At 67.2% G+C, this 20,711-nt stretch carries 20 protein-coding genes and 1 pseudogene; 10 read left to right on the top strand and 11 right to left on the bottom strand.

Annotated features, from left to right (window positions below; all coding sequences use genetic code 11):
* Positions 1-122: 122 nt before the first annotated feature.
* Together ILT46_RS02705 and fliP are read left to right on the top strand one after the other, a co-directional pair.
* The gene (locus ILT46_RS02705) at positions 123-530 is read left to right on the top strand and encodes a flagellar biosynthetic protein FliO (RefSeq protein WP_199503049.1); all 408 of its coding nucleotides are present in this window, start codon (positions 123-125) and stop codon (positions 528-530) included.
* On the top strand, positions 530-1,273 hold the full coding sequence (gene fliP / locus ILT46_RS02700; protein WP_199503117.1) for a flagellar type III secretion system pore protein FliP: 744 nt from the start codon (positions 530-532) through the stop codon (positions 1,271-1,273). The genes ILT46_RS02705 and fliP overlap by 1 nt, the downstream gene beginning before the upstream one ends.
* Before the next feature lie 15 nt (positions 1,274-1,288).
* Here the strand turns inward: fliP and ILT46_RS02695 are convergent.
* The 5 genes and pseudogenes from ILT46_RS02695 to motA all read right to left on the bottom strand — a co-directional run.
* A pseudogene (locus ILT46_RS02695) lies at positions 1,289-1,603 on the bottom strand (chemotaxis protein CheW); the annotation flags it as partial.
* Positions 1,600-3,684, bottom strand: coding sequence for a chemotaxis protein CheA (locus tag ILT46_RS02690; protein ID WP_199503048.1), 2,085 nt, complete (start codon positions 3,682-3,684; stop codon positions 1,600-1,602). The pseudogene ILT46_RS02695 and the gene ILT46_RS02690, both read right to left, overlap by 4 nt.
* Positions 3,681-4,046, bottom strand: coding sequence for a response regulator (locus ILT46_RS02685; protein WP_199503047.1), 366 nt, complete (start codon positions 4,044-4,046; stop codon positions 3,681-3,683). Before ILT46_RS02685 ends, ILT46_RS02690 begins: the two co-directional genes overlap by 4 nt.
* Positions 4,043-4,339 (bottom strand): hypothetical protein, encoded by a 297-nt coding sequence (locus ILT46_RS02680; protein ID WP_199503046.1) that lies wholly within the window; start codon positions 4,337-4,339, stop codon positions 4,043-4,045. Before ILT46_RS02680 ends, ILT46_RS02685 begins: the two co-directional genes overlap by 4 nt.
* Complete coding sequence (gene motA, locus ILT46_RS02675; RefSeq protein ID WP_199503045.1) at positions 4,314-5,198, bottom strand: flagellar motor stator protein MotA; 885 nt, start codon at positions 5,196-5,198, stop codon at positions 4,314-4,316. Before motA ends, ILT46_RS02680 begins: the two co-directional genes overlap by 26 nt.
* A gap of 181 nt (positions 5,199-5,379) precedes the next feature.
* Between motA and ILT46_RS02670 the strand changes: the two genes are divergently transcribed.
* Positions 5,380-5,787, top strand: coding sequence for a flagellar biosynthesis regulator FlaF (locus tag ILT46_RS02670; protein WP_199503044.1), 408 nt, complete (start codon positions 5,380-5,382; stop codon positions 5,785-5,787).
* Here ILT46_RS02670 and ILT46_RS02665 read toward each other — a convergent pair.
* A complete protein-coding gene (locus ILT46_RS02665; protein WP_199503043.1) occupies positions 5,760-6,365 on the bottom strand; it encodes an HNH endonuclease in 606 nt (201 codons plus the stop codon). The two genes, ILT46_RS02670 and ILT46_RS02665, sit on opposite strands and share 28 nt — an antisense overlap.
* Positions 6,366-6,455: 90 nt before the next feature.
* Here ILT46_RS02665 and gluQRS point away from each other — a divergent pair, with 90 nt between their 5' ends.
* Genes gluQRS through ILT46_RS02640 form a run of 5 tightly spaced genes read left to right on the top strand, consistent with a single transcriptional unit; the run spans position 6,456 to position 9,507 of the window.
* On the top strand, positions 6,456-7,325 hold the full coding sequence (gene gluQRS / locus ILT46_RS02660) for a tRNA glutamyl-Q(34) synthetase GluQRS (protein WP_370592298.1): 870 nt from the start codon (positions 6,456-6,458) through the stop codon (positions 7,323-7,325).
* Positions 7,326-7,334: 9 nt separating this feature from the next.
* A complete protein-coding gene (locus tag ILT46_RS02655; RefSeq protein ID WP_199503042.1) occupies positions 7,335-7,565 on the top strand; it encodes an HIG1 domain-containing protein in 231 nt (76 codons plus the stop codon).
* 12 nt (positions 7,566-7,577) lie between these two features.
* On the top strand, positions 7,578-8,144 hold the full coding sequence (locus ILT46_RS02650; protein WP_199503041.1) for a cob(I)yrinic acid a,c-diamide adenosyltransferase: 567 nt from the start codon (positions 7,578-7,580) through the stop codon (positions 8,142-8,144).
* 59 nt (positions 8,145-8,203) lie between these two features.
* Positions 8,204-9,073, top strand: coding sequence for a 3-hydroxybutyryl-CoA dehydrogenase (locus ILT46_RS02645; RefSeq protein ID WP_199503040.1), 870 nt, complete (start codon positions 8,204-8,206; stop codon positions 9,071-9,073).
* Between the two features lie 50 nt (positions 9,074-9,123).
* Positions 9,124-9,507 (top strand): hypothetical protein, encoded by a 384-nt coding sequence (locus tag ILT46_RS02640; RefSeq protein WP_199503039.1) that lies wholly within the window; start codon positions 9,124-9,126, stop codon positions 9,505-9,507.
* Between the two features lie 2 nt (positions 9,508-9,509).
* Here the strand turns inward: ILT46_RS02640 and mutS are convergent, their stop codons facing one another.
* The gene (gene mutS, locus ILT46_RS02635) at positions 9,510-12,125 is read right to left on the bottom strand and encodes a DNA mismatch repair protein MutS (RefSeq protein ID WP_233396901.1); all 2,616 of its coding nucleotides are present in this window, start codon (positions 12,123-12,125) and stop codon (positions 9,510-9,512) included.
* A 116-nt stretch (positions 12,126-12,241) separates the two neighbouring features.
* On the opposite strand from mutS, the gene ILT46_RS02630 reads away from it, so the two are divergent.
* Positions 12,242-14,503, top strand: a complete 2,262-nt coding sequence (locus ILT46_RS02630; RefSeq protein ID WP_199503038.1) for an NADP-dependent malic enzyme — start codon at positions 12,242-12,244, stop codon at positions 14,501-14,503.
* A 7-nt stretch (positions 14,504-14,510) separates the two neighbouring features.
* Here the strand turns inward: ILT46_RS02630 and ILT46_RS02625 are convergent, their stop codons facing one another.
* Together ILT46_RS02625 and trmB are read right to left on the bottom strand one after the other, a co-directional pair.
* Complete coding sequence (locus ILT46_RS02625) at positions 14,511-15,287, bottom strand: sulfite exporter TauE/SafE family protein (RefSeq protein ID WP_199503037.1); 777 nt, start codon at positions 15,285-15,287, stop codon at positions 14,511-14,513.
* 33 nt (positions 15,288-15,320) lie between these two features.
* The gene (gene trmB, locus ILT46_RS02620) at positions 15,321-16,058 is read right to left on the bottom strand and encodes a tRNA (guanine(46)-N(7))-methyltransferase TrmB (RefSeq protein ID WP_199503036.1); all 738 of its coding nucleotides are present in this window, start codon (positions 16,056-16,058) and stop codon (positions 15,321-15,323) included.
* A gap of 132 nt (positions 16,059-16,190) precedes the next feature.
* On the opposite strand from trmB, the gene ILT46_RS02615 reads away from it, so the two are divergent.
* Positions 16,191-18,320, top strand: coding sequence for a DUF3857 domain-containing protein (locus tag ILT46_RS02615; protein ID WP_199503035.1), 2,130 nt, complete (start codon positions 16,191-16,193; stop codon positions 18,318-18,320).
* A 28-nt stretch (positions 18,321-18,348) separates the two neighbouring features.
* Here ILT46_RS02615 and ctrA read toward each other — a convergent pair whose 3' ends face one another.
* On the bottom strand, positions 18,349-19,044 hold the full coding sequence (gene ctrA / locus ILT46_RS02610) for a response regulator transcription factor CtrA (RefSeq protein WP_199503034.1): 696 nt from the start codon (positions 19,042-19,044) through the stop codon (positions 18,349-18,351).
* 144 nt (positions 19,045-19,188) lie between these two features.
* Positions 19,189-20,670, bottom strand: coding sequence for an RNA polymerase factor sigma-54 (gene rpoN, locus ILT46_RS02605; RefSeq protein WP_199503114.1), 1,482 nt, complete (start codon positions 20,668-20,670; stop codon positions 19,189-19,191).
* Positions 20,671-20,711: the final 41 nt, after the last annotated feature.

Genomic DNA, 20,711 nt, shown 5'->3' with positions numbered 1-20,711 from the left:
GGAGGAAATCTAGGGGCTCAGACCATGGTCAATGGCCGAATGGTCGCGCGCGGCGAGGTCGAGGTGAATGCCGAGGCGATGGCGCTGGCGATCACCGAAACGCACCGGGCGGGGGCAGCCTGATGGACCTCGTCTCGCTGATGCGGATAGTGGGCGCGCTCGCCGTGGTGCTGGGCCTGCTGGGCGGCGGCGTATGGGCGCTGCGCCGGTTCGGCGCAGGCGTGCCGGGGCTGGCCGGCATCGCCGCGCCGCGCGCACGCCGGCGGCTGGAGGTAGCCGAACGCCTTGCGCTTGATCCCAAGCGGAGCGTGGTGCTGCTGCGCGCCGACACGCGCGAATATGTCGTCCTGCTGGCAGGCGATGAGGCGACGGTGCTGGGCGAGGGCGATCTGCCGGCGGTGATGGCCGAGCCGGAGCCCGCCCCCAAGCCCACGCCGCTTGCGCTGGTGACCGATGATTACGCGCCGCGCCCGCTGCCGCTCGCCCTCCAGCTCAGCTCCGCGTGGCACGCGCGGCGGGACGCGGCGTGATGCGCCGCTGCCGCGCGGGCGCGCTTTCTATCGCTGTCGCTATCGCCTTGCTTCCGGCGGCAGCGCACGCACAGGGCATGGGCCTCGACCTTGGCAGCGGCGGGCCGATGTCGGGCAAGGTCATCCAGCTGGTGCTGATGCTGACCGTGCTGAGCCTAGCGCCCGGGATCCTGATGACCGTGACCTCGTTCACCCGCATCGTGGTCGCGCTGTCGCTGCTGCGCAGCGGGTTCGGCGCGCCCGGTGTGCCGCCCAACCCGGTGATCATCAGCCTGGCGCTGTTCCTCTCCTTCTTCGTCATGGCGCCAACCTTTTCCACCGCCTGGGAGCAGGGCATCGAGCCCTATACCAAGGGGCAGATCAGCGAGGAGCGCGCATTCGAGGCAGCTGCCGCGCCGTTCCGGCAGTTCATGCTGGCCGAGGTTGGCCGCGAAGAACTGGCGCTGTTCGCCGACCTCGCCCAGGATCGCCCGGTCGAGGCATCGGCGGTCAAGCTGACCACGCTGGTGCCCGCATTCATGGTGTCCGAACTGAAGCGGGCGTTCGAAATCGGCTTCCTGCTGCTGTTGCCCTTCCTGATCATCGACCTTGCCGTGGCGGCAGTGCTGATGGCGATGGGGATGATGATGCTGCCCCCGCCGACCATCTCGCTGCCGATGAAGATCATCTTCTTCGTGCTGGTCGATGGCTGGGCGCTGGTCGCCGGGTCGCTGGTGAAGAGCTTTGCCGGCGGGGGTGGGTAGCCGCCTCAGGCCAACGACGATATCGGCCACCTCATCGACCAGGAAACCGGCCTGCTTGTCGCCGATCGTCACCACCAGGATGCAGCTGCGATCATGCAGCACCGAGGGCGGCCAGCCGAGCCGTTCGGCCAGCCCGACCACGGGCACCACATGGCCGCGCAGATTGGTCACGCCCTTGAGGAACGGCGGCACGCCGGGTAGCGGGGTCGGGTCTTCCCATTCGCGGATTTCGACCAGCGCGGCCATCGGAATGGCGAACATCTGGTCGCCCAGGCGGAAGGTGACGATCTTCATGTCCGACGGGCGGGGATCATTGTCATGCTCGCTCATGCTGCCAGTCCTTTCAGGGCAAATTTCTGCGCGCCGCCGGCGGCCAGCAGCGCATCGATATCGAGGATGAGGGCAATCGAACCGTCGCCCAGAATGGTCGCGCCGCCGAGCCCGCGGATCGGGTGGAGGTTCTGGTCGAGGCTCTTGATGACCACCTCGCGGCGGTCCTCGATCGTATCGACCAGCAGGCCCACGCGGCCCGCCTCGGTCTCGACGATGATCACCACCGTCTCTTCGCAGGCGCCGCGCTGGTGGGGGAAGCCGAACAGCTCGCTCGCCCGGCGCACGGGAACATAATCGCCGCGCAATTCGATCACCTCGCCTTCGGTGGAGACGGCGCGCACCTGGTCGGGTTCGGGGCGCACGGTTTCGATCACGCTGGCGAGCGGCAGCACGTAACGCTGGCCCGACAGGCGCACGATCATCCCGTCGAGGATCGCCAGCGTCAGCGGCAGGACCATGGTGAAGGTCGTACCCTCGCCGGGGACCGAGGCGATCTCGACCCGGCCGCCCAGCGCCTCGACATTAGAGCGCACCACATCCATCCCGACGCCGCGGCCGGAAATGTTCGAAATCGTCTCGGCGGTGGAGAAGCCGGGGGCGCAGATGAGATTGTCGATCTCCTCATCGCTCAGCATTGCGTCGGCGGGGATGATGCCCTTCTCGATCGCCTTGGCGCGCACGCGGGCGCGGTCGATCCCGCGGCCATCGTCGCGCACGCGCAGAAAAATCCGCGCGCCTTTCTGCTCGGCGGAAAGCTGCAACGTGCCCCGGCGCGGCTTGCCTGCTGCCTCGCGCTGCGCCGGCGGCTCGATACCGTGATCGACGGCGTTGCGGATCATGTGCGTCAGCGGCTCGCCGATTTTTTCGATCACGCCCTTGTCGACCTCGGTGGTCTCGCCGATCATCTCCAGATCGACTTCCTTGCCGGTATCGGCGCACAGTTCGCGCACGATGCGCGGCACGCGGCTGAAGGCCTGGCGCACCGGCTGCGCGCGCAGCGACATGACATTGTCCTGAATCTCGCGCGTCAGCCGGGCCAGTTCGGGCAGCTCGACGCGCTGCTGGTCGGTGGGCGAGAGGCGGTCGAACAGGATCGAATTCCGGATCACCAACTCTCCGACGAGGTTGAGCAGCATGTCGAGCTTGCCGACATCGACGCGGATCAACTGCGGCACGCCGCCATCGCTGGCGGCTGCCGGCGGCGGGGCGGCGGGCGCTGCGTCCGGCGGCGGCTGGGCATTGTCCACCACCAGCGTCGGCGCGGCCAGAACGGCAGGTGCGGGCGCCTCCTCGCGGGCGATGGTGAGGCTGCAATCGGGCGGCATGAAATCGAAGCATTCGCGCAGCGCCGCCTCGTCGCATTCGGCGGGCGCGCCGAGCCGATAGGTCAGATAGGCGCCTTCCGGGTCGAGATCGCGCAGCGGCGGCACCACGCTGTCGATGGCGGTGAGCTGCGCGCCCAGCCGCTCGAGTTCGCGGATGACCAGCAGCGGCTCGCCGCCATGCGCCAGCGCGGCGGGCGAGGGGGTGAAGGTGATTTGCCACGCGCCGGTTTGAGATGCGGGCGCATCAAGATCGTCGAGCGCGACTGCGACCGGCTCGAACGCAAACGGATCGTTGTCGAGGTCGGCAAGGTCGATGGCGACCGGGGTGAAGCCGTTTTCGTCCGCCACCGGTTCGGCTGGCGCCGAGGGCGCACCTTGCCCCAGCGCCTGCTGCAATGCAGCCAGCATCGCCGCATCGTCGGGTGCCGGCCCCAGCCCGCGCGCGGCGGCGACATGGTCGCTCAGCACGTCGAACGCGGCCAGCATGGTGCGGCAGACCCGATCGTCAGCCGCAATCCGGCCGGCGCGGACTTCGTCGAGCAGGTTCTCGAACACATGGGCGAAATCCTGCAGGCCCCCATGGCCGAACGCCCCCGCGCCGCCCTTGATTGAATGGACCGCGCGAAAGACGCCGGCGATCACATCGGGCGAGGCATCGCCTTCGGCCATGGCCGAAAGGCCGGCTTCGGCGGTGGCGAGGCCTTCTTCGGCTTCCTCGAAGAAGATCGCCTGGATATCTTCCAGCTCGCTCATGGGTAGACCCTCCGGATCGCAGCGCCGAGCTTGTCGGGGTCGAACGGCTTGGTGATCCAGCCGGTCGCCCCGGCGTTGCGGGCGCGAGCCTTCTTCTCGTCGGAAAACTCGGTCGAAAGGACCAGGATCGGGGTGCCGCGAAAGCGCGGCTCGGCCCGCACCGCCTCGATCAGCTCGAACCCGTCCATCCGCGGCATATTGATGTCGGTGATGAGGAGGTCTGGCGCAACCTCGTGCATCCTCTCGAGGCCGTGGACGCCGTCCTCGGCATCCTCGACCGCGAAGCCCTGCTTCGCCAGCGAAGCGCGCAACAGCATCCGCATCGACGGTGAATCATCGACCGCGAGTATCCGTGTGGTCATGGCCGGGCTCTTTCGCTGGCGGTTGGTCGGATCAGGGCGAGAAGCGCGGAAATCTGTCCCGCCAGCCCCTCGCTGGCGCCGTGCACGCGCAGCGCCGGCTGCTCGGCCTGTGCGGCGAGCAGCAGTTGCAGCCCTGCCTGCCCGATGCTGAGCGTTGCTGCGGCATCGAGCGCGGGCGGCCTCTCGCCGTCGAGCGCGAGCACCAGCGCGGCGCGCAGATCCTCGGCGGCGGCGGCATTGAGATGCGGCGGCAGGGCAAGCGCGCCCTCAGGCGGTGGCAGGTCGCAGATCATTCTTGGCCTCGTCCAATGCGGTTTCGAGTTGCTGGAAAGTCGGCGCGTTGTCGGCCGGGGTCATCCGCCGGGCGATCTCGATCGCCACCGGGATGGGCAGCCCCTGGGCGAAGCCGATGATCGCGGTCTTGGCGATGTGATAGGGCCGCGCTTCCTGCTCGACGATCTCGAGCAGCTTCCAGGCGAGCGGCCCGACGAAACAATAGGCCAGCAGCACGCCCAGGAAGGTGCCGACCAGCGCCCCGCCGATCATTCCGCCAAGGATTTCGGCCGGCTGGTCGATCGAGCCCATGGTCTTGATGACGCCCAGCACGGCGGCGACGATGCCGATCGCGGGCAGGCCGTCGGCCATGATCTGCAGCGCGTGCTGCGGGGCCAGCGCCTCGTGATGATGGCGCTCGATATCGGCGTCCATCGCCTCGGCCATCTGGTGCGGATCGGTGAAATCGACCGTCATCATCCTGAGGTAGTCGGCGACGAATTCGATCAGGTGATGGTCGCCCAGCAAGCGCGGATATTTGCCGAACAGGCTGCTCTCGGCGGGATCGTCGAGATGCGGCTCGATCGCGGTCGCGCCGCCGGTGCGAAAGGTGGTCAGGAGCGCAAACAGCAGCGTCAGCAGGTCGCGGTAATCATCCCCCTTCCAGCGCGCGCCCTTGAAGGCGTGGACCACCCCCTTGCCGGCCTTCTTCACCGTTCCGAGCGAGTTCGACACCAGAAACGCGCCGAGCGAGGCGCCGCCGATCGCGGTCAGTTCGTGCGGCAAGGCGTGGAGCACGATGTCCATCTTGCCGCCGCTCCACAGGAAGCCGCCGAACACGCAGGCCAGAATGATCAGAAAGCCGACCCCGTTCAGCATCGCAGCAGCGCCCATACCCCTTGCAGCCGGGCCGTGTTGCCCGGTGATCCGATGGGCAAATCATAGGGCAGGGGCGAGGCTACGGGCGGGGCGGGCGGATGATTTTTGCGCGCCGCCTGCCGGGCGCCCGCTGTCCTAAAAAGCGAGGGAAGCGGCCGGGCCGCATGAGGAGAAGCACGGGATGTCGCTGAATGCCTACCGCTCGGCCATGCGGATTGCCGAAACTCCGCGCGCGGCGGAACACCGGCTGATGCGCGAGATTACCGGCGAGTTCGCCGCCGCGATCGATCAAGGGGCGAGCGGCGCGGCACTGATGCCTGCGCTCCACCGCAACCGCGAGATGTGGGGCGTGTTCAGCGCCGCCTGCGCCGCGCCGGGCAATGCGCTGCCGGCCGAATTGCGCGCCGGGATTATCGCGCTCGGCCAGTGGGTTGACCGCCATAGCAGCGCGGTGATGCAGGGCCGGGAAAGCGCGGCCGATCTGATCGAGGTCAACCGGACGATGATCGAGGCCCTAGATCCGGGGCACCGTGGGCAGCCGGGCCAGCCGGGCAGCGCCCCTCAGGCTTCCAGTTCGACGTCCCAGTAAAGCCAGTCGCGCCAGGTTTCGTGCAGATAATTGGGCGGAAAGGCGCGCCCGCGTTCCTGCAATTGCCAGCTGGTCGGGCGGATCGGCTGGACCAGCTTCATGCCCGCCTGTTTGGGCGTGCGCCCGCCCTTCTTCATGTTGCACGGCGCACAGGCGGTGGCGATATTCTCCCAGCTCGTCCGCCCGCCCAGCCGGCGCGGGATCACATGGTCGAAGGTCAGATGCCGCCCGTCGCCGCAATATTGGCAGGCGAAGCGATCGCGCAGGAACAGGTTGAAGCGGGTGAAGGCGGGAAATTCGCTCGGCCGGACATATTGCCGAAGCGCAATCACGCTCGGCACCTTCATGTCGAGCGAGGGCGAATGCACCTGCCGATCGTAGCTGGCGATGATATCGACCCGTTCGAGAAACACCGCCTTGATCGCGGTCTGCCACGGCCACAGGCTGAGCGGGTAATAGGAGAGCGGGGTGTAATCGGCGTTCAGCACCAGCGCCGGGCACGAGCCGAGATCGCGGTACGGATCGTCATCCGCACTGCGGAAGCGGGCTGCCCGTTCGATCAATTCGGCCTTGAACACCTCAGCGTCCCTCCCCGATTGGTTCGAAGGGAGCATTTGCGCGATTTTGCGTCAACCCTGTGACGCAGGCGCAATCCACAGGCGCTTTTCATGAGGATTTGCCGCGAGTCGCGCGATATGAGCGGGCAGATGGAGGTCACCCGCTTCGCGCCAAGCCCCAATGGCCCGCTGCATCTGGGCCATGCACTGTCAGCCATTGTCGCGCACGATCTGGCAGCTGCGCGCGGCGGGCGGTTCGTGTTGCGGATCGAAGATCTCGACCCTGTTCGAAGCCGCGCCGAATATGCCGCGCAAGCGCGGGCGGATCTCGCGTGGCTGGGGCTCGGCTGGCACGAGGTCGCCCCGCAAAGCGCGCGCCACGCCGCCTACGCCGCCGCGGCCGCGCGCCTGGGCGATGAAGGGCTGCTCTACCCCTGCGCCTGCTCCCGCAGCGAGATTGCCGCTGTCGCCACCGCCAGCGGCCCGGAAGGGCCGATCTATCCCGGCAGCTGCAAGGAGCGGGCGCTTGCGCCCGAAGCTCCGGTTGCCTGGCGCCTCGACGTGGCCGAGGCCATGCGCCGCACCGGGCCGCTGACCTGGCACGACGAGTTGGCGGGCGAGCAGGACGCCGATCCGGCGCTGTTCGGTGATGTCGTGCTGGTGCCCAAAGAGGCGCCGGCGGCCTATCATCTGGCCGTGGTCCTCGATGATGCGGCGGACGGCGTTACTTGCGTTACGCGCGGGGCGGACCTGTTCGCGGCGAGCCACGTCCACCGACTGCTACAGGCGCTGCTCGATCTGCCCGTGCCGCGCTGGCACCATCATCCACTGGTACTGGGCCCGGACGGCGACAAGCTTGCCAAGACGCGTGGCTCGCCCTCGCTGGCCGCGCGGCGGGCAGCGGGCGAAGATGGCACCGCCCTTGCCCAGCGTCTGCGAAAAGGTGATTTGCCGGCTGGCTTTTCGCTCGGCGTCCCCTAGATTGCAGCCATGAACACCTTTCTCACCATCGTGCTGATCCTGCTGATGATCATGGTTGTCGTCTCGCTGGTCCGCGGGGTGGTCGCCTTCATGAAAAGCACCAAGATCGATCTCGAGACTGGCCGGGGCGAAAATGCCACCGAAATGCAGCTGCTGCAGAACAAGATGATGTTCGCGCGCATCAAATATCAGGCGCTGGCGATCGTGGTCGTTGGCGTGCTGCTGATGCTGGCGCGCTGATCCTAACCCCGCGTGGTCAAGCTCAACAAGATTTATACCCGCACCGGCGATGATGGCACGACCGGGCTGGTCGATGGCTCGCGCACGGCCAAGCATGGCTTGCGAATCGAGGCGATTGGCGCGGTGGACGAGGCAAACAGCGCGATCGGGCTGGCCGCCACCGGGGTGGACGGCGCCCCGCACGATGCGCTGGTGCGGATCCAGAACGATCTGTTCGATTGCGGCGCCGATCTTGCCACGCCGGGCGCGGATTTTACCCCTTCCGAAATGGTGCTGCGCATCGTCGCGCCGCAGGTAGCGTGGCTCGAGGCGGCGATTGACGCGGCTACCGCCCGGCTCGAACCGCTGACCAGCTTCATCCTGCCCGGCGGCAGCGAGGCAGCGGCCCGCACCCATGTGGCCCGTGCGGCGGTGCGGCGGGCGGAGCGGGCCGTCACCGCGCTCGCCGGTGCCGAGCCGGTCAATCCGCAGGCCCTCGCCTATCTGAACCGCCTGTCCGACTATCTGTTCGTCCTCGCCCGCGAGCTCAACGATGGCGGCCGCGCCGATGTGACGTGGATTCCCGGCGCCAATCGCTAGTCAGCCCGTCAATGGCGCGCTAGGGCGCCGGCTTTGCTGCACTTGCGAAGGACACGGGGATGAAGACGGTTGCGGTCATCGGCGCGGGACAGATGGGCACTGGGATCGCCCAGACCATCGCCCAGAACGGGATTCAGGTGCTGCTGTCCGATGTCGATCTGGCTCGCGCGAAAGCTGGGAGGGAGGCAGTCGATGCGGCGCTGACCCGGCTGGTCGGGCGCGGCAAGCTCGAAGCGGCTGATGCCGAAGCGGCGCTCGGGCGGATTACCGCGGTGGCCGATTATACCCCGATGGCCGATGCCGATCTGGTGATCGAGGCCGCGACCGAGAAGGAAGAGATCAAGCTCGGCATCTTCCGCAAGGTGGGCGAGGTGCTGGCGCCCGACGCGATCCTTGCCAGCAATACCAGCTCGATCCCGATCACCCGCATGGCCAATGCCGCGCCCGACCCCGCGCGGTTCATCGGCCTCCATTTCTTCAATCCGGTGCCGGTGATGGGCCTGATCGAGGTCATTCCGGGCCTTGCCACCAGCCCCGACACCGTCGCCCGCACCCGCGCCTTTGCCGAGGCGCTGGGCAAGCAGGTGGTACAGGCCGAGGACGAGCCGGGCTTCGTCGTCAACCGCATCCTCCTGCCGATGATTAACGAGGCGGTGTTCGTGCTCGGGCAGGGTACGGCCAGCATCGCCGATATCGACACGGGTTGCCGGCTCGGCCTCAACCACCCGATGGGCCCGCTCGAACTGGCGGATTTCGTCGGGCTAGATACCTGCCTCGACATTGTCCGTGTGCTCTATAACACCACGGGCGACAGCAAGTATCGCCCTGCGCCGCTGCTGATGAAATATGTCGAAGCCGGTTGGCTGGGCCGCAAGACCGGCCGTGGTTTCTACGATTATTCGGGCGAGGCGCCGGTTCCCACCCGCTGACGGGAACCGCGCGGGCCGCGCGGCGGTTCATCGGCGAAGGAGATTTCCCGATGGCCGATAACGACAAGCAGCGCCCGACCGAATTTGCTGGCGAGAACGCGCAAACCGCAGGTCTGGCGCCCGAAAACGAAAATCGCGAACAGAATGACGAACCGGCCCAGGCCCAGACGCTGGCGGACGAAGCGCTGCGCCTGCACCGCGCCGGCGTGCAGATCGAGGAGCCCGGCGCCGAGACCGACAGCGGCTCGGCGAAAGCCCCGTCTGCCAGCGGCGAGGAGGGCGACATCCAGGATCTCGTCGATCACATGAACCAGATGGAAACCAGCGGCCGGATCGACAATTCGGCATTCGCCGGGTCCGACAATCACGACGACAATGTCGATGCGCTCGGCCGCGCATCGAAGGTGGACGATCTGCGCGGCGACGGCAGCTGACCTTAACCTGCGGCGTCGCGCTTGAGTTCGTACAGTAGCTCGAGCGCCTCGCGCGGGGCAAGCGCGTCAATGTCGAGCGCCTGCAAGCGTTCGCGCAGACTGTCGCAGGCGGCTTCTTCGGCCTCGCTCGCGGCGGCGAATAGCGGCAGATCGCCTAGCCCTGCGGCAAGGCCGCCGGTTTCGGCGCGGCCTTTCTCCAGCCGGTCGAGGATCACCTTGGCGCGCTTGATAACGGCGGCCGGCACCCCCGCCAGGCGCGCAACGGCGAGGCCATAAGACCGGTCGGCCGGCCCATCGGCGACCTCGTGCAGCAGCACGAGCTCTCCCTTCCATTCCTGCGCGCGGACATGGTGGAGGGTAAGCGCGTCGCATTGTTCCGCCAGCCGCGCCAGCTCGTGATAATGGGTCGCGAACAGGCAGCGGCTGCGATTATTATCATGAACCGCCTCGGCCACCGCCCAGGCCAGCGCCAGCCCGTCATAGGTCGAAGTGCCGCGCCCGACCTCGTCAAGGATGACGAAGCTGCGCGTGGTCGCCTGGGCGAGGATCGACGCGGTCTCCACCATCTCGACCATGAAGGTCGACCGCCCGCGCGCCAGATTGTCGGCCGCGCCGACCCGGCTGAACAGACGGTCGACCAGCCCGATATGCGCTTCCTCCGCCGGGACGAAGCTGCCCGCCTGCGCCAGCAGCACGATCAGCGCGTTCTGCCTGAGGAAGGTCGATTTGCCGCCCATGTTGGGCCCGCCGAGCAGCCACAGGCGGTTGTCGGCCGTCAGGTGGCAGTCATTGGCGACAAACCGCTCGCCGGTGCCGATAAGGGCGCTCTCGACCACCGGGTGGCGCCCCTTGGTGATCTTGAGCGCGGTGCTGTCATCGACGGTTGGCCGGCTCCAACCCCCTTCCGCGGCGCGTTCGGCCAGCGCGGCGGCAACGTCGATCCGCGCGACGGTCGCAGCGGTCGCGGCAATCGGCGTGCGCGCCTCGGCGGCCGCTGCGCACAATTCCTCGAAATGCGCCTGTTCGGCGGCCAGCGCATGGCCACCCGCCTCGGCAATCCGGCTCGCTTCCTCGTGCAATTGCAACGAGTTGAACCGCACCGCCCCGGCCATCGTCTGCCGGTGGGTAAAGCCGCTATCGGCCGCCATCAGCGCATCGGCGCGGGCTGCCGGCACCTCGATGAAATAGCCGAGCACGCCATTGTGGCGGATTTTCAGCGCGGTAATGCCGGTCTGCTCGCGGTAGCGCGCCTCGAGTGCGGCAATCGCCCGCCGCGCATTGCCCGATACGGAGCGCAATTCGTCAAGCGCGGCATCATAGCCCTCGGCGATGAAGCCGCCTTGCCCGCGCTCGGTCGGCGGGGCGGGCACCAGGGCGCGGCTCAACCAGTCGGTCAGCTCGCCATGCCCGCCCAGCGCCGGGAGCACCGCACCGAGCAAGGCAGGCAGTTCGCCGCGCTCGCCGAGCAGACTGCCGACGCTCCGCGCGGCAACCAGCCCGTCGCGCAATTGGCCCAGATCGCGCGGCGACCCGCGCCCGGCGACGATCCGCCCCAGCGCGCGGCCGATATCGGGCATCGCGCGTAGCGCTTCGCGCAGTTCGGCGCGCAAGAGCGGATCGTCATGCAGCCAGCCGACCAGCGCCAGCCGATCCTCGATTCCCGAGCGGTCGGTCAGCGGCGCGGCGAGATCATCGGCCAGCAACCGCGCGCCGGCGCCGGTGACGCAGCGATCGACCGCTGACAGCAAGCTGCCCGCCCGCCCGCCGCCCTGCGCGGCGAGGATTTCGAGGCTGGCGCGGGTCGCCCCGTCCATCGCCAGCGCACTTTCAGCCGGTCGCGCAACCGGCGGCAGCAGCAGTGGCAGCGTGCCGCGCCCGACATGGTCGAGATAGGCGATCAGCCCGCCTGCCGCCGCCAGCATCGGCCGGGTAAAGCTGCCAAACGCATCGAGCGCGGCGACCCCGTGCACCGCCTGTAAGCGCGCCTCGCCCGCCTCGCTGGCAAAGGCCCGCCTGGGGCGCGAGGATGCTTCCTCAGGCGCTTCGGGCCAGTCGTCGGGGGCTACCAGCTCGCTCGGGGCAATGCGCGCCAGCGCGGCTCCCAGCGCGTCCTCGGCGCATTCTTCCAGCTCCATCCGCCCGGTCGAAATATCGACGCTGGCGATGCCGACCGCACCGCGCACCGTGCAGACCGCTGCCAGCACATTGGCCCGGCGCGGTTCGAGCAGCGCCTCTTCGGTCAGTGTGCCGGCGGTGACGAAGCGAACGATATCGCGCGCCACCAGCGCCTTCGACGAGGGCGTCCCTTCTCGCCGGGCGCGGGCCTTGGCCTCGTCGGGCGTTTCGACCTGTTCGGCAATCGCCACCCGGCAGCCGGCCCTTATCAGCCGGGCGAGATAGCCTTCCGCCGCATGGACCGGCACCCCGCACATCGGCACCGGCGCGCCGTCATGCTCGCCCCGGCTGGTCAGTGCGATGTCGAGCACCTGCGCCGCCCGCTTCGCATCGTCGAAAAACAGCTCGAAGAAATCGCCCATCCGGTAGAACAGCAGGCAATCGCCGGCCTCGGCCTTGAGCGCCAGATATTGCGTCATCATCGGGGTGGGGGTGCCGGCCATCGCCCCGGCCTAGCGCGCACGCCAGCGATTCGTAACACCTGCACCGCGCCCTATCCCCCGCGCGCCGGACGCGGTAGGGCAGGGGTGCGAGCGGCATAGCAAGGAAGGCAGACCCCGTGTCCGAGGACAAGCAGACCAGTTTCACCAATCGCGAGGCGCTGTTTTATCACGAGACGATCCGGCCGGGTAAGATCGAGATCGTGCCGTCAAAGCCGATGGCCACCCAGCGCGATCTGGCGCTGGCCTATTCGCCGGGGGTCGCCGCCCCGGTCGAGGCGATTGCTGCCAATCCCGCCGATGCCGCGCGCTATACCGCCAGGGCCAATCTGGTGGCGGTGATTTCCAACGGCACCGCGATCCTCGGCCTGGGCAATCTCGGCGCGCTCGCTTCCAAGCCGGTGATGGAAGGCAAGGCGGTGCTGTTCAAACGCTTCGCCGATGTCGATGCGATCGACCTCGAACTCGATACCGAAGACCCCGAGGCGTTCATCAATGCGGTGGCGCTGATGGAGCCGAGCTTTGGCGGCATCAACCTCGAGGATATCGCCGCGCCCGAATGTTTCGTGATCGAGCAGGCTTTGCGCGAACGGATGAACATTCCGGTGATGCATGACGATCAGCACGGCACCGCGATCATCGCCGCCGCCGGCCTAATCAATGCCTGTTATCTGACCGGGCGCAAGCTGCAAGACGTGCGGATGGTGGTCAATGGCGCGGGCGCCAGTGCGCTCGCCTGCACCGCGCTGATCAAGGCGATGGGCGTGCGGCACGAGAACGTCATTGTCTGTGACCGCAAGGGGCCGATCTATCCCGGCCGCGCCGATGTCGACCAGTGGAAGAGTGCGCACGCCGTTCCCACCCAGGCGCGCACGCTGGAAGAGGCGCTGCGCGGGGCCGATGTGTTCCTCGGCCTCAGCGCGGCCGGCGCTCTGAAGCCCGAATGGGTCGATGACATGGCTTCCCAGCCGATCATCTTCGCAATGGCCAATCCGGTGCCGGAAATCCTCCCTGAAGAGGCGCGGGCGGTGCGCCCCGATGCGATCATTGCCACGGGCCGCAGCGATTATCCCAATCAGGTCAACAACGTGCTGGGCTTCCCGTTCATCTTCCGCGGCGCGCTCGACGTGCAGGCCACCACTATCAACGAGGAGATGAAGATTGCCGCCGCGCGCGCCATTGCCGAGCTGGCGCGCGAGCGCGTGCCCGACGAGGTCGCCGCAGCCTATGGCGTGCAGCACCAGTTCGGCCGCGATTACATCATCCCCGCGCCGTTCGACCCGCGGCTGATGGAACGGGTATCGAGCGCGGTGGCGCAGGCGGCGATGGACACCGGGGTGGCGCAGGCGCCGATTACCGATTTTGCCGAATATGCCCACCGGCTGAAAGCCCGTCTCAACCCCACCACGGCAATCCTGACGCGGATTTACGAGGACGCGCGGGCAAATCCGAAGCGCGTGGTTTTCGCCGAAGCGGAAGAGGATGTCGTGCTGCGCGCCGCGATTCAGTTTCGCGATTTCGGATATGGCATCCCGGTTCTGGTGGGGCGCACGCCCAAAGTGCGCGACAAGCTGGTCGAATTGCAGGTCGACGACCCGGACAGCTTCGAGATCCACAACTCGCTCGAGAGCGAACTGGTCCCCGACATGGTCGCTTTTCTTTACGCGCGGCTGCAACGGCGCGGCTATACCGAGCGCGACGTGCGGCGGATGGTCAACCAGGATCGCAACACCTTTGCCAGCCTGCTGGTGGCGCTCGGGCACGGGGATGCGCTGATCAGCGGCACCACCCGCACCTTTGCCACCACCATGCGCGAAGTGAGCCGAGTGCTCGATCCCAAGCCCGGCGCGCTGCCCTTTGGCATCCATTTGATGATCGGCAAGAATTACACCGTGTTCCTCGCCGACACGACCATCAACGAACGCCCCAGCGCGGCCGAGCTGGCGCATATTGCGCGCGAAACGGCTACCGTGGCCCGCCGTTTCGGGCATGAGCCGCGCGTCGCGTTCCTGTCCTATTCGACCTTCGGCAACCCCCCGGGCCGCTGGCTCGAGGGCATCCGTGATGCCGTCCACCTGCTCGATGAAGAGGGCGCAGATTTCGAGTATGAAGGCGAGATGGCCCCTGATGCCGCGCTCAATCCCAGGGTCATGGCGCTCTATCCCTTCAGCCGCCTGTCGGGGCCGGCCAATGTGCTGATCATGCCGGGGCTGCAAAGCGCCAATCTCAGCGCCAAGCTGCTGCGCGAACTCGCCGGCAATGCCACCATCGGCCCGATGCTAATCGGGATGCAGAAACCGGTCCAGATCGTCCCGATGACTGCGATTGCACCCGACATCCTGACCCTCGCAGTGCTCGCCGCGGCGGGCGTGGTCGGCTAGGCGGCGCTCAGCCCCACGCGCTCCACACGCCGTAGAGGCTGGTGGCGGTCAGCACGATGCCGACCGCGACCAGCATTACCTTGGGCGAGACCCGCTTGGCCGCGATCGCCCCGAGCGGTGCCGCCGCAACCCCGCCGATCAGCAGGCCGAGAGTCGCCCCGGCAAGGTCGGCTACGCCGAGGTGATAGATGAAGGTGGCCGAGATGGTCACGGTCAGAAAGAACTCGGCCGCATTAACCGTGCCCACGACCTTGCGCGGTTCGGCACCCTGGATCAGCAGGTTGCTCGTCACCACTGGCCCCCAGCCGCCGCCGCCCGCCGCGTCGAGGAAACCGCCAAGCAGTCCCAAGGGCGCGACAAAGCGCGCCGGACGCAATTTGGGTGGATAGAGTAACCCCCGCGCCAGCAGCCAAAGGCCGACGCCGGCGAGATAAAGCAGCACGAACGGCTTGATTACGCCCGCGTCGATCGAACTGAGCAGATAGGCTCCGGTCGCGCCGCCGATCATGCCGGGTACCACCAGCCGCGCGAACAGCCGACCGTCGATGTTCCGATGGATCAGGTGGCTGATACCCGAGGTTGCGGTGGTGAAACATTCGACAATGTGCACGCGCTGCGAGGCGAGGGCGGGGGGCACGCCGATCACCCCGACCATCAGCGTGCTGGAAATGACCCCGAACGCCATCCCCAGCGCGCCATCGACCAGTTGCGCGGCAAACCCGACCAGAATGAACGGCCAGACCGCTGCCCAGTCGATCGCGCTGAAGTCGATCCCGAGATCCATCGCCGCCGGATTCCTCTGCCGTTCGGCGGGATTTTAGCAGATCGCGGCAGGCCGGCCAGCAACGCTTTCTTCGCGCCGGCGATAGCGGAAATACCACACCTCGTGGCCGTAGACGTTCCGCGCCTTCGCCTCGTAACGGGTTTCGCACCAGCCGCCGGGGCGGTTCTCCCAGCTGTTCCGGCCATCGACCAGCCATTCGAACGCGTCGCGGTGCCGGCGCATCACCATCAGCGCATGGCGCAGATAGACTGCATGATCGGTCCCGAAGCGCAGTTCGCCGCCGGGTTTCAGCTTGGCGGCGAACAGCCGCACCGGGCCGTCATTCATCATCCGCCGCTTGGCATGGCGGGCCTTGGGCCACGGATCGGGATGGAGCAGGTAGATGAAGCTGAGCGATCCGTCAGGCACCCGGTCCAGCGCCTCCAGCGCATCGCCATGATGCAACCGGACATTGGCCAGCGCGCCGTCCTTCACATGAACCAGCGCCTGCGCCACCCCGTTGAGGAACGGCTCGGCCCCGATGAAGCCGTGATCGGGCAGCAAATCGGCGCGAAAAGCGAGGTGTTCGCCCGCCCCGAAGCCGATTTCGAAATGCATCGGCCGCCGCTCGCCAAACAGGCGCTCGGCCGTGACCGGGCCATCGGCCGGCACGGCGATCTGCGGCAGCAAATGATCAACCAGCGCCTGCTGACCGGCGCGCAAGGGCTTGCCCTTGGCGCGGCCATAGAGCCGGTTAAGCGTGGTCGGATCGCCAGGCTTGTGCGCTGTCATGGGAAGGAGGCCCAAGTCATCGCCGCGCCTGTCGCATAAAGGTGTGCGCTAGGAAAGTGCCCCTAAACGTGCGCCTCATCTAGACAAAGCGGTCCGGGGCGGTAGAATAGCGTGCAAAATCAGGGGGGTAGGATGAAGATCAGGAATGCTGCGCTGGCTGCTGGCGCCGGCCTTGTCATCATTGCCGCGATTGCACCGGCCCACGCACAGCGCCCTGCCCAGCGGGGGCAACAGCGGGAACCGGCCGAGGCTGCGCCCCCGGCACGCGGACCCGCCCCGAGCTGGGCTGTACTGTCACCGTTGCGCGATGTGCCGGCCGAACAGGACGGGGCGGTGTTTCTCCGTCGGCAGGACGTCCAGGTCCATCTGGACGACACCGGGCAACACGAGTTCATGGCGATACGTGCAAGGATCGCCCATGCCGCCGCGCTGTCACTGGGCAACATCCGGATCGAATGGAACCCGGCTGCCGGGCGTCCGGTGATCCATGCGTTGGCCATCCACCGCGGCGACCAGGCGATCGACGTGCTCGACCAGGCGACATTCGAGGTATTGCGCCGCGAGGACCAGCTTGAGGCGGCCTGGCTCGACGGCAAGCTCACTGCGACCCTGCGGGTACCAGATCTGCGGGTCGGTGACGAATTGGAACTGTCTTACACCACTGCGCGCAACGATCCGACCATGGGCGCGGATTCGGCCGGCCTGCTGTTTGTCGCCCCGACCCCGCCGCCGGGCCGGCTGGCGCTTGGCATCAGCTGGACCGCGGGGCAGGAACCGACCATCCGCGCGCCGCAGGGTTTGGCCGAGGCCGCCACGCGCACCCCGCAAGGCTGGCGGATCCAGCTTGACGATGTCGCGCCGCAGCCGCCCATCGCCGATGCGCCCGGCCGGTTCCATTGGCGCCGGGTGGTTGAATATAGTGATTTTGCCAGCTGGCAGGATGTCTCGCGCAAGTTCGCCCCGCTGTTCACCCGGGCGAGTGCACTGCCCGCCGGTTCCGCCGTGAAGCAGGAGGCCGCGCGGATTGCGGCGACGCACAGTGATCGCGAGGCGCAGATGCGCGCCGCGCTGGAACTGATCCAGGGGCAGGTCCGCTATATCTTTGTCGGGCTGGATGCCGGCAATCTGATCCCGGCGACGGCGGACGAAACATGGCAACGGCGCTATGGCGATTGCAAAGGCAAGACTGCCCTGTTGCTGGCGCTTCTGGCCGAACTGGCGATCCCTGCTGAAGCGGTGCTGGTGTCCAATGCCGGCATGGATGACGGGATGTCCGGCCGGCTTCCTGCACCGGGATTGTTCGATCACGTGCTGGTCCGCGCCACGATTGGTACGGAGATCTATTGGCTCGACGGAACCTTGCCCGCAGTGGCCGGCGCCGCGACCGAACCGGTCATTCCGTACCGTGCGGTGCTTCCGCTGCGGGCCGAGGGGGCGGGGCTTGAGTTGCGAACATTCGCGACGCCCGCACTGCCCCAGTCGATCACCCTGCACGATATCGATGCCAGCGCCGGTTTCGACGTGCCCGCCCGCGTGGTGCGCACGACCATCGTGCGGGGGATTGAGGGGCTGCGCGAGCACGAGGCCTTGTCATCCCTGCCCCGGGCCCAGCTCGCCGAAGCGTTCACGCAAAACGCCGCAGCGGGCGGATGGGTCGCAGTCGAAGATGTCCGCTGGACCTATGACCAGACGGCAAGGGCCAGCATCCTGAAAATCACCGGCACGCAGGAGATTGACTGGACGGCCTCTGGCGATGACCGCTCGATCAGCCTGCCCGGCGGTGGTTTCAACCCTCCCGGACGGCGGATACGCTCTGCCGGCGAGCAGGCTGTCGTACCATTCGCTAACAATCCCGAATTCTCTTGTGATGTCACCACCGTGCGCCTGCCACTCGGTACAGCGGAAACGGATTGGAGCCATTCGGGGGCGTTCTTGCAGGATTACTTTGGCCGCATGTTCTATCGGGCTTTTGAAATCCGCGATGGTAGTGCGCGGATGATCCGTGGGTCATGGACGACGCAGGCTGAAATTACCGCTGCGGCGGCCGCGGCGGATAATGCGCGGCTCGGCGATTTCGATAACAGCATGGCGACCATCCGCTACCGCCCTGGCCGCGCCGCTGCGAACAGGGGCAATGATACGCCAATCCGGGTCCTCGTCATCCGGTCTGGAGAAACACGTCCATTTGTTGCCGAAAGCGTTCCAGCCGTTGCCGAACAGGATTGGTTGGCCGCGAACGTACCGTGCCGCCCCGAGATTTGAGCGGCGGGACCATGCCGTCCGAAGCCGCTTACGCCGCTTCGGCCTGTTCGTCGGGATCGCGCAGCACGTAGCCGCGGCCCCAGACGGTTTCGATGTAGTTTTCGCCGCCGCAGGCCAGCGCCAGTTTCTTGCGCAGCTTGCAGATGAACACGTCGATGATCTTGAGTTCGGGTTCGTCCATCCCGCCATAGAGGTGGTTGAGGAACATTTCCTTGGTCAACGTGGTGCCCTTGCGCAGCGACAGCAGCTCGAGCATCGCATATTCCTTGCCGGTCAGATGGACGCGGGCGCCATCGACTTCGACCGTCTTGGCATCAAGGTTGACCGCCAGCTTGCCGGTGCGGATGACCGACTGGCTGTGCCCCTTGCTGCGGCGGACCACGGCATAGATGCGGGCGACCAGCTCGTCGCGGTGGAACGGCTTGGTCACGTAATCGTCGGCGCCGAAGCCGAAGCTGCGCAGCTTGGAATCCATTTCGGAAATGCCCGACAGGACCATCACCGGCGTCTGCACCTTGGCAACGCGGAGCTTCTTCAGCACGTCATAGCCATGCATGTCGGGCAGGTTGAGGTCGAGCAGGATGATATCGTAATCATACAGCTTGCCCAGATCCAGGCCTTCTTCCCCGAGGTCCGTCGTATAGACGTTGAACCCTTCGGTGGTGAGCATCAGCTCGATGGCCTTGGCCGTGGTCGGCTCGTCTTCGATCAACAGCACGCGCATGGCCGCTTCCCCCCTATTGCCCCGGACCGGCCCGTTTCCCGTCGGACGAGGTCTTGACGCTCATTAACCACACAAGGTGTGAAGGGAAAAGGTTAATAACGCGTAAAGGGCGGTTGTCTGCCGAGTCGCGCCGGCCTGAGGGCTTCACAGCGCCGCCAGCTTGCGCGCGCGGCGGCGCTGCACCGAGCTGCCGATGCCTATCGCCTCGCGATATTTAGCGACCGTCCGGCGGGCGAGGTCGAAGCCCTGCGCACGCAGCAGATCCACCAGCGCGTCATCCGACAGGATGGCGCTGGCAGGCTCGGCCTCAATCAGCGTGCGGATCGCGGCCTTGACCGCCTCGGCGCTGGCTCCGGCGCCGCCCTCGCCCGCCATCTCACCCGTGCGGGCCACGCCGCTGGAGAAGAAATATTTGAGTTCGAACGTACCGCGCGGGCAGGCGAGATATTTGTTGCTGGTCACCCGGCTGACGGTGCTTTCATGGAGCGACACCGCCTCGGCCACCGCGCGCAAGGTCAGCGGGCGTAGTTCGGATACGCCCTTCCTGAAGAAGCCTTCCTGCTGGCGGACGATCTCGGTCGCCACCTTGAGGATCGTGCGCTGCCGCTGGTCGAGCGCGCGGATCAGCCAGTTGGCGTCGGCCAGCCGCTCGCGCAGCCAGCTGTGCGCGGCCTTGCCCACCTCGCGATGGGCGGTCCCGCTCCGCAGTTCTGCGTAATATTGGCGGTTGACCACCAGCCGGGGCAGTGTCGCCTGATTGAGCGCGATGTCCCAGCCATGCTCGCCCGCCGGAGCGGGGTTGATCAGCACATCGGGGACCACCGCCGCGCCCGCCCCGCCGGTGCCAAAGGCCAGGCCCGGCTTGGGATCATAGCCGCGCAGTTCCGCCAGCATTTCGGCAAAATCCTCGTCATCGACATCGCACATCCGTTTGAGCCGCGCGATTTCGCCCCGGCCGAGCAGATCGAGATTGTCGATCAGCCGCGCCATGCACGGATCGTAACGATCAGCCTCGCGCGCCTGCAGCGCCAGACATTCGCCGAGGCTGCGCGCGCCCACGCCCGTCGGTTCGAGCGACTGGACCACCGTCAGCGCGCGCTCGGCTTCGGCCAGCGGCACGCCCAGCGCGTCCGCCGCGTCGCGCAATGGGCCGACGAGGTAGCCGGCCTCGTCAAGTTGGCCGATCAGATGGCGGACAATCGCTTCCTCGCGCGCGTCGCCAGCCGCCGGGCCGACCTGCGCGAGCAGATGTTCGGCCAGCGTCGGGCCTTCGCTGGCACCGCGCTGGTCAATGGCCGGGCCGTCCTCCCCAGTGCCGCCGCCCCCGGCGCTCCAATCCCCGGTATCGCGGTCGCGGTCGAGCGCGGCGGGATCGATATCGAGCGCAGACTCGCCGCCCCCCGCAGCGTCGGCAGCCGGCTCCGGCGGATCGGCGGTCGGCGGCGGATCTGCCGGCAGGTCCGCGGGTTCACCGATTTCAAGTAGCGGATTGGCCTCCAGCGCGGCAGCCAGATAGGTTTCCAGCTCGAGGTTAGATGCCGCCAGCAGCTTGATCGCCTGCTGCAATTGCGGCGTCATCACCAGCGATTGCGATTGCCGAAGGTCGAGGCGCGGGCCCAACGCCATCATAGGTTACGCCCCGACGGGGAGGGTGTCGGCACCGGGCA

Source organism: Qipengyuania sp. YIM B01966, assembly GCF_016461955.1.
Classification (GTDB): domain Bacteria; phylum Pseudomonadota; class Alphaproteobacteria; order Sphingomonadales; family Sphingomonadaceae; genus QFOP01.
The sequence above is the reverse complement of the archived record's forward strand: the minus strand, read 5'-3'. Positions and strand labels throughout refer to the sequence as shown.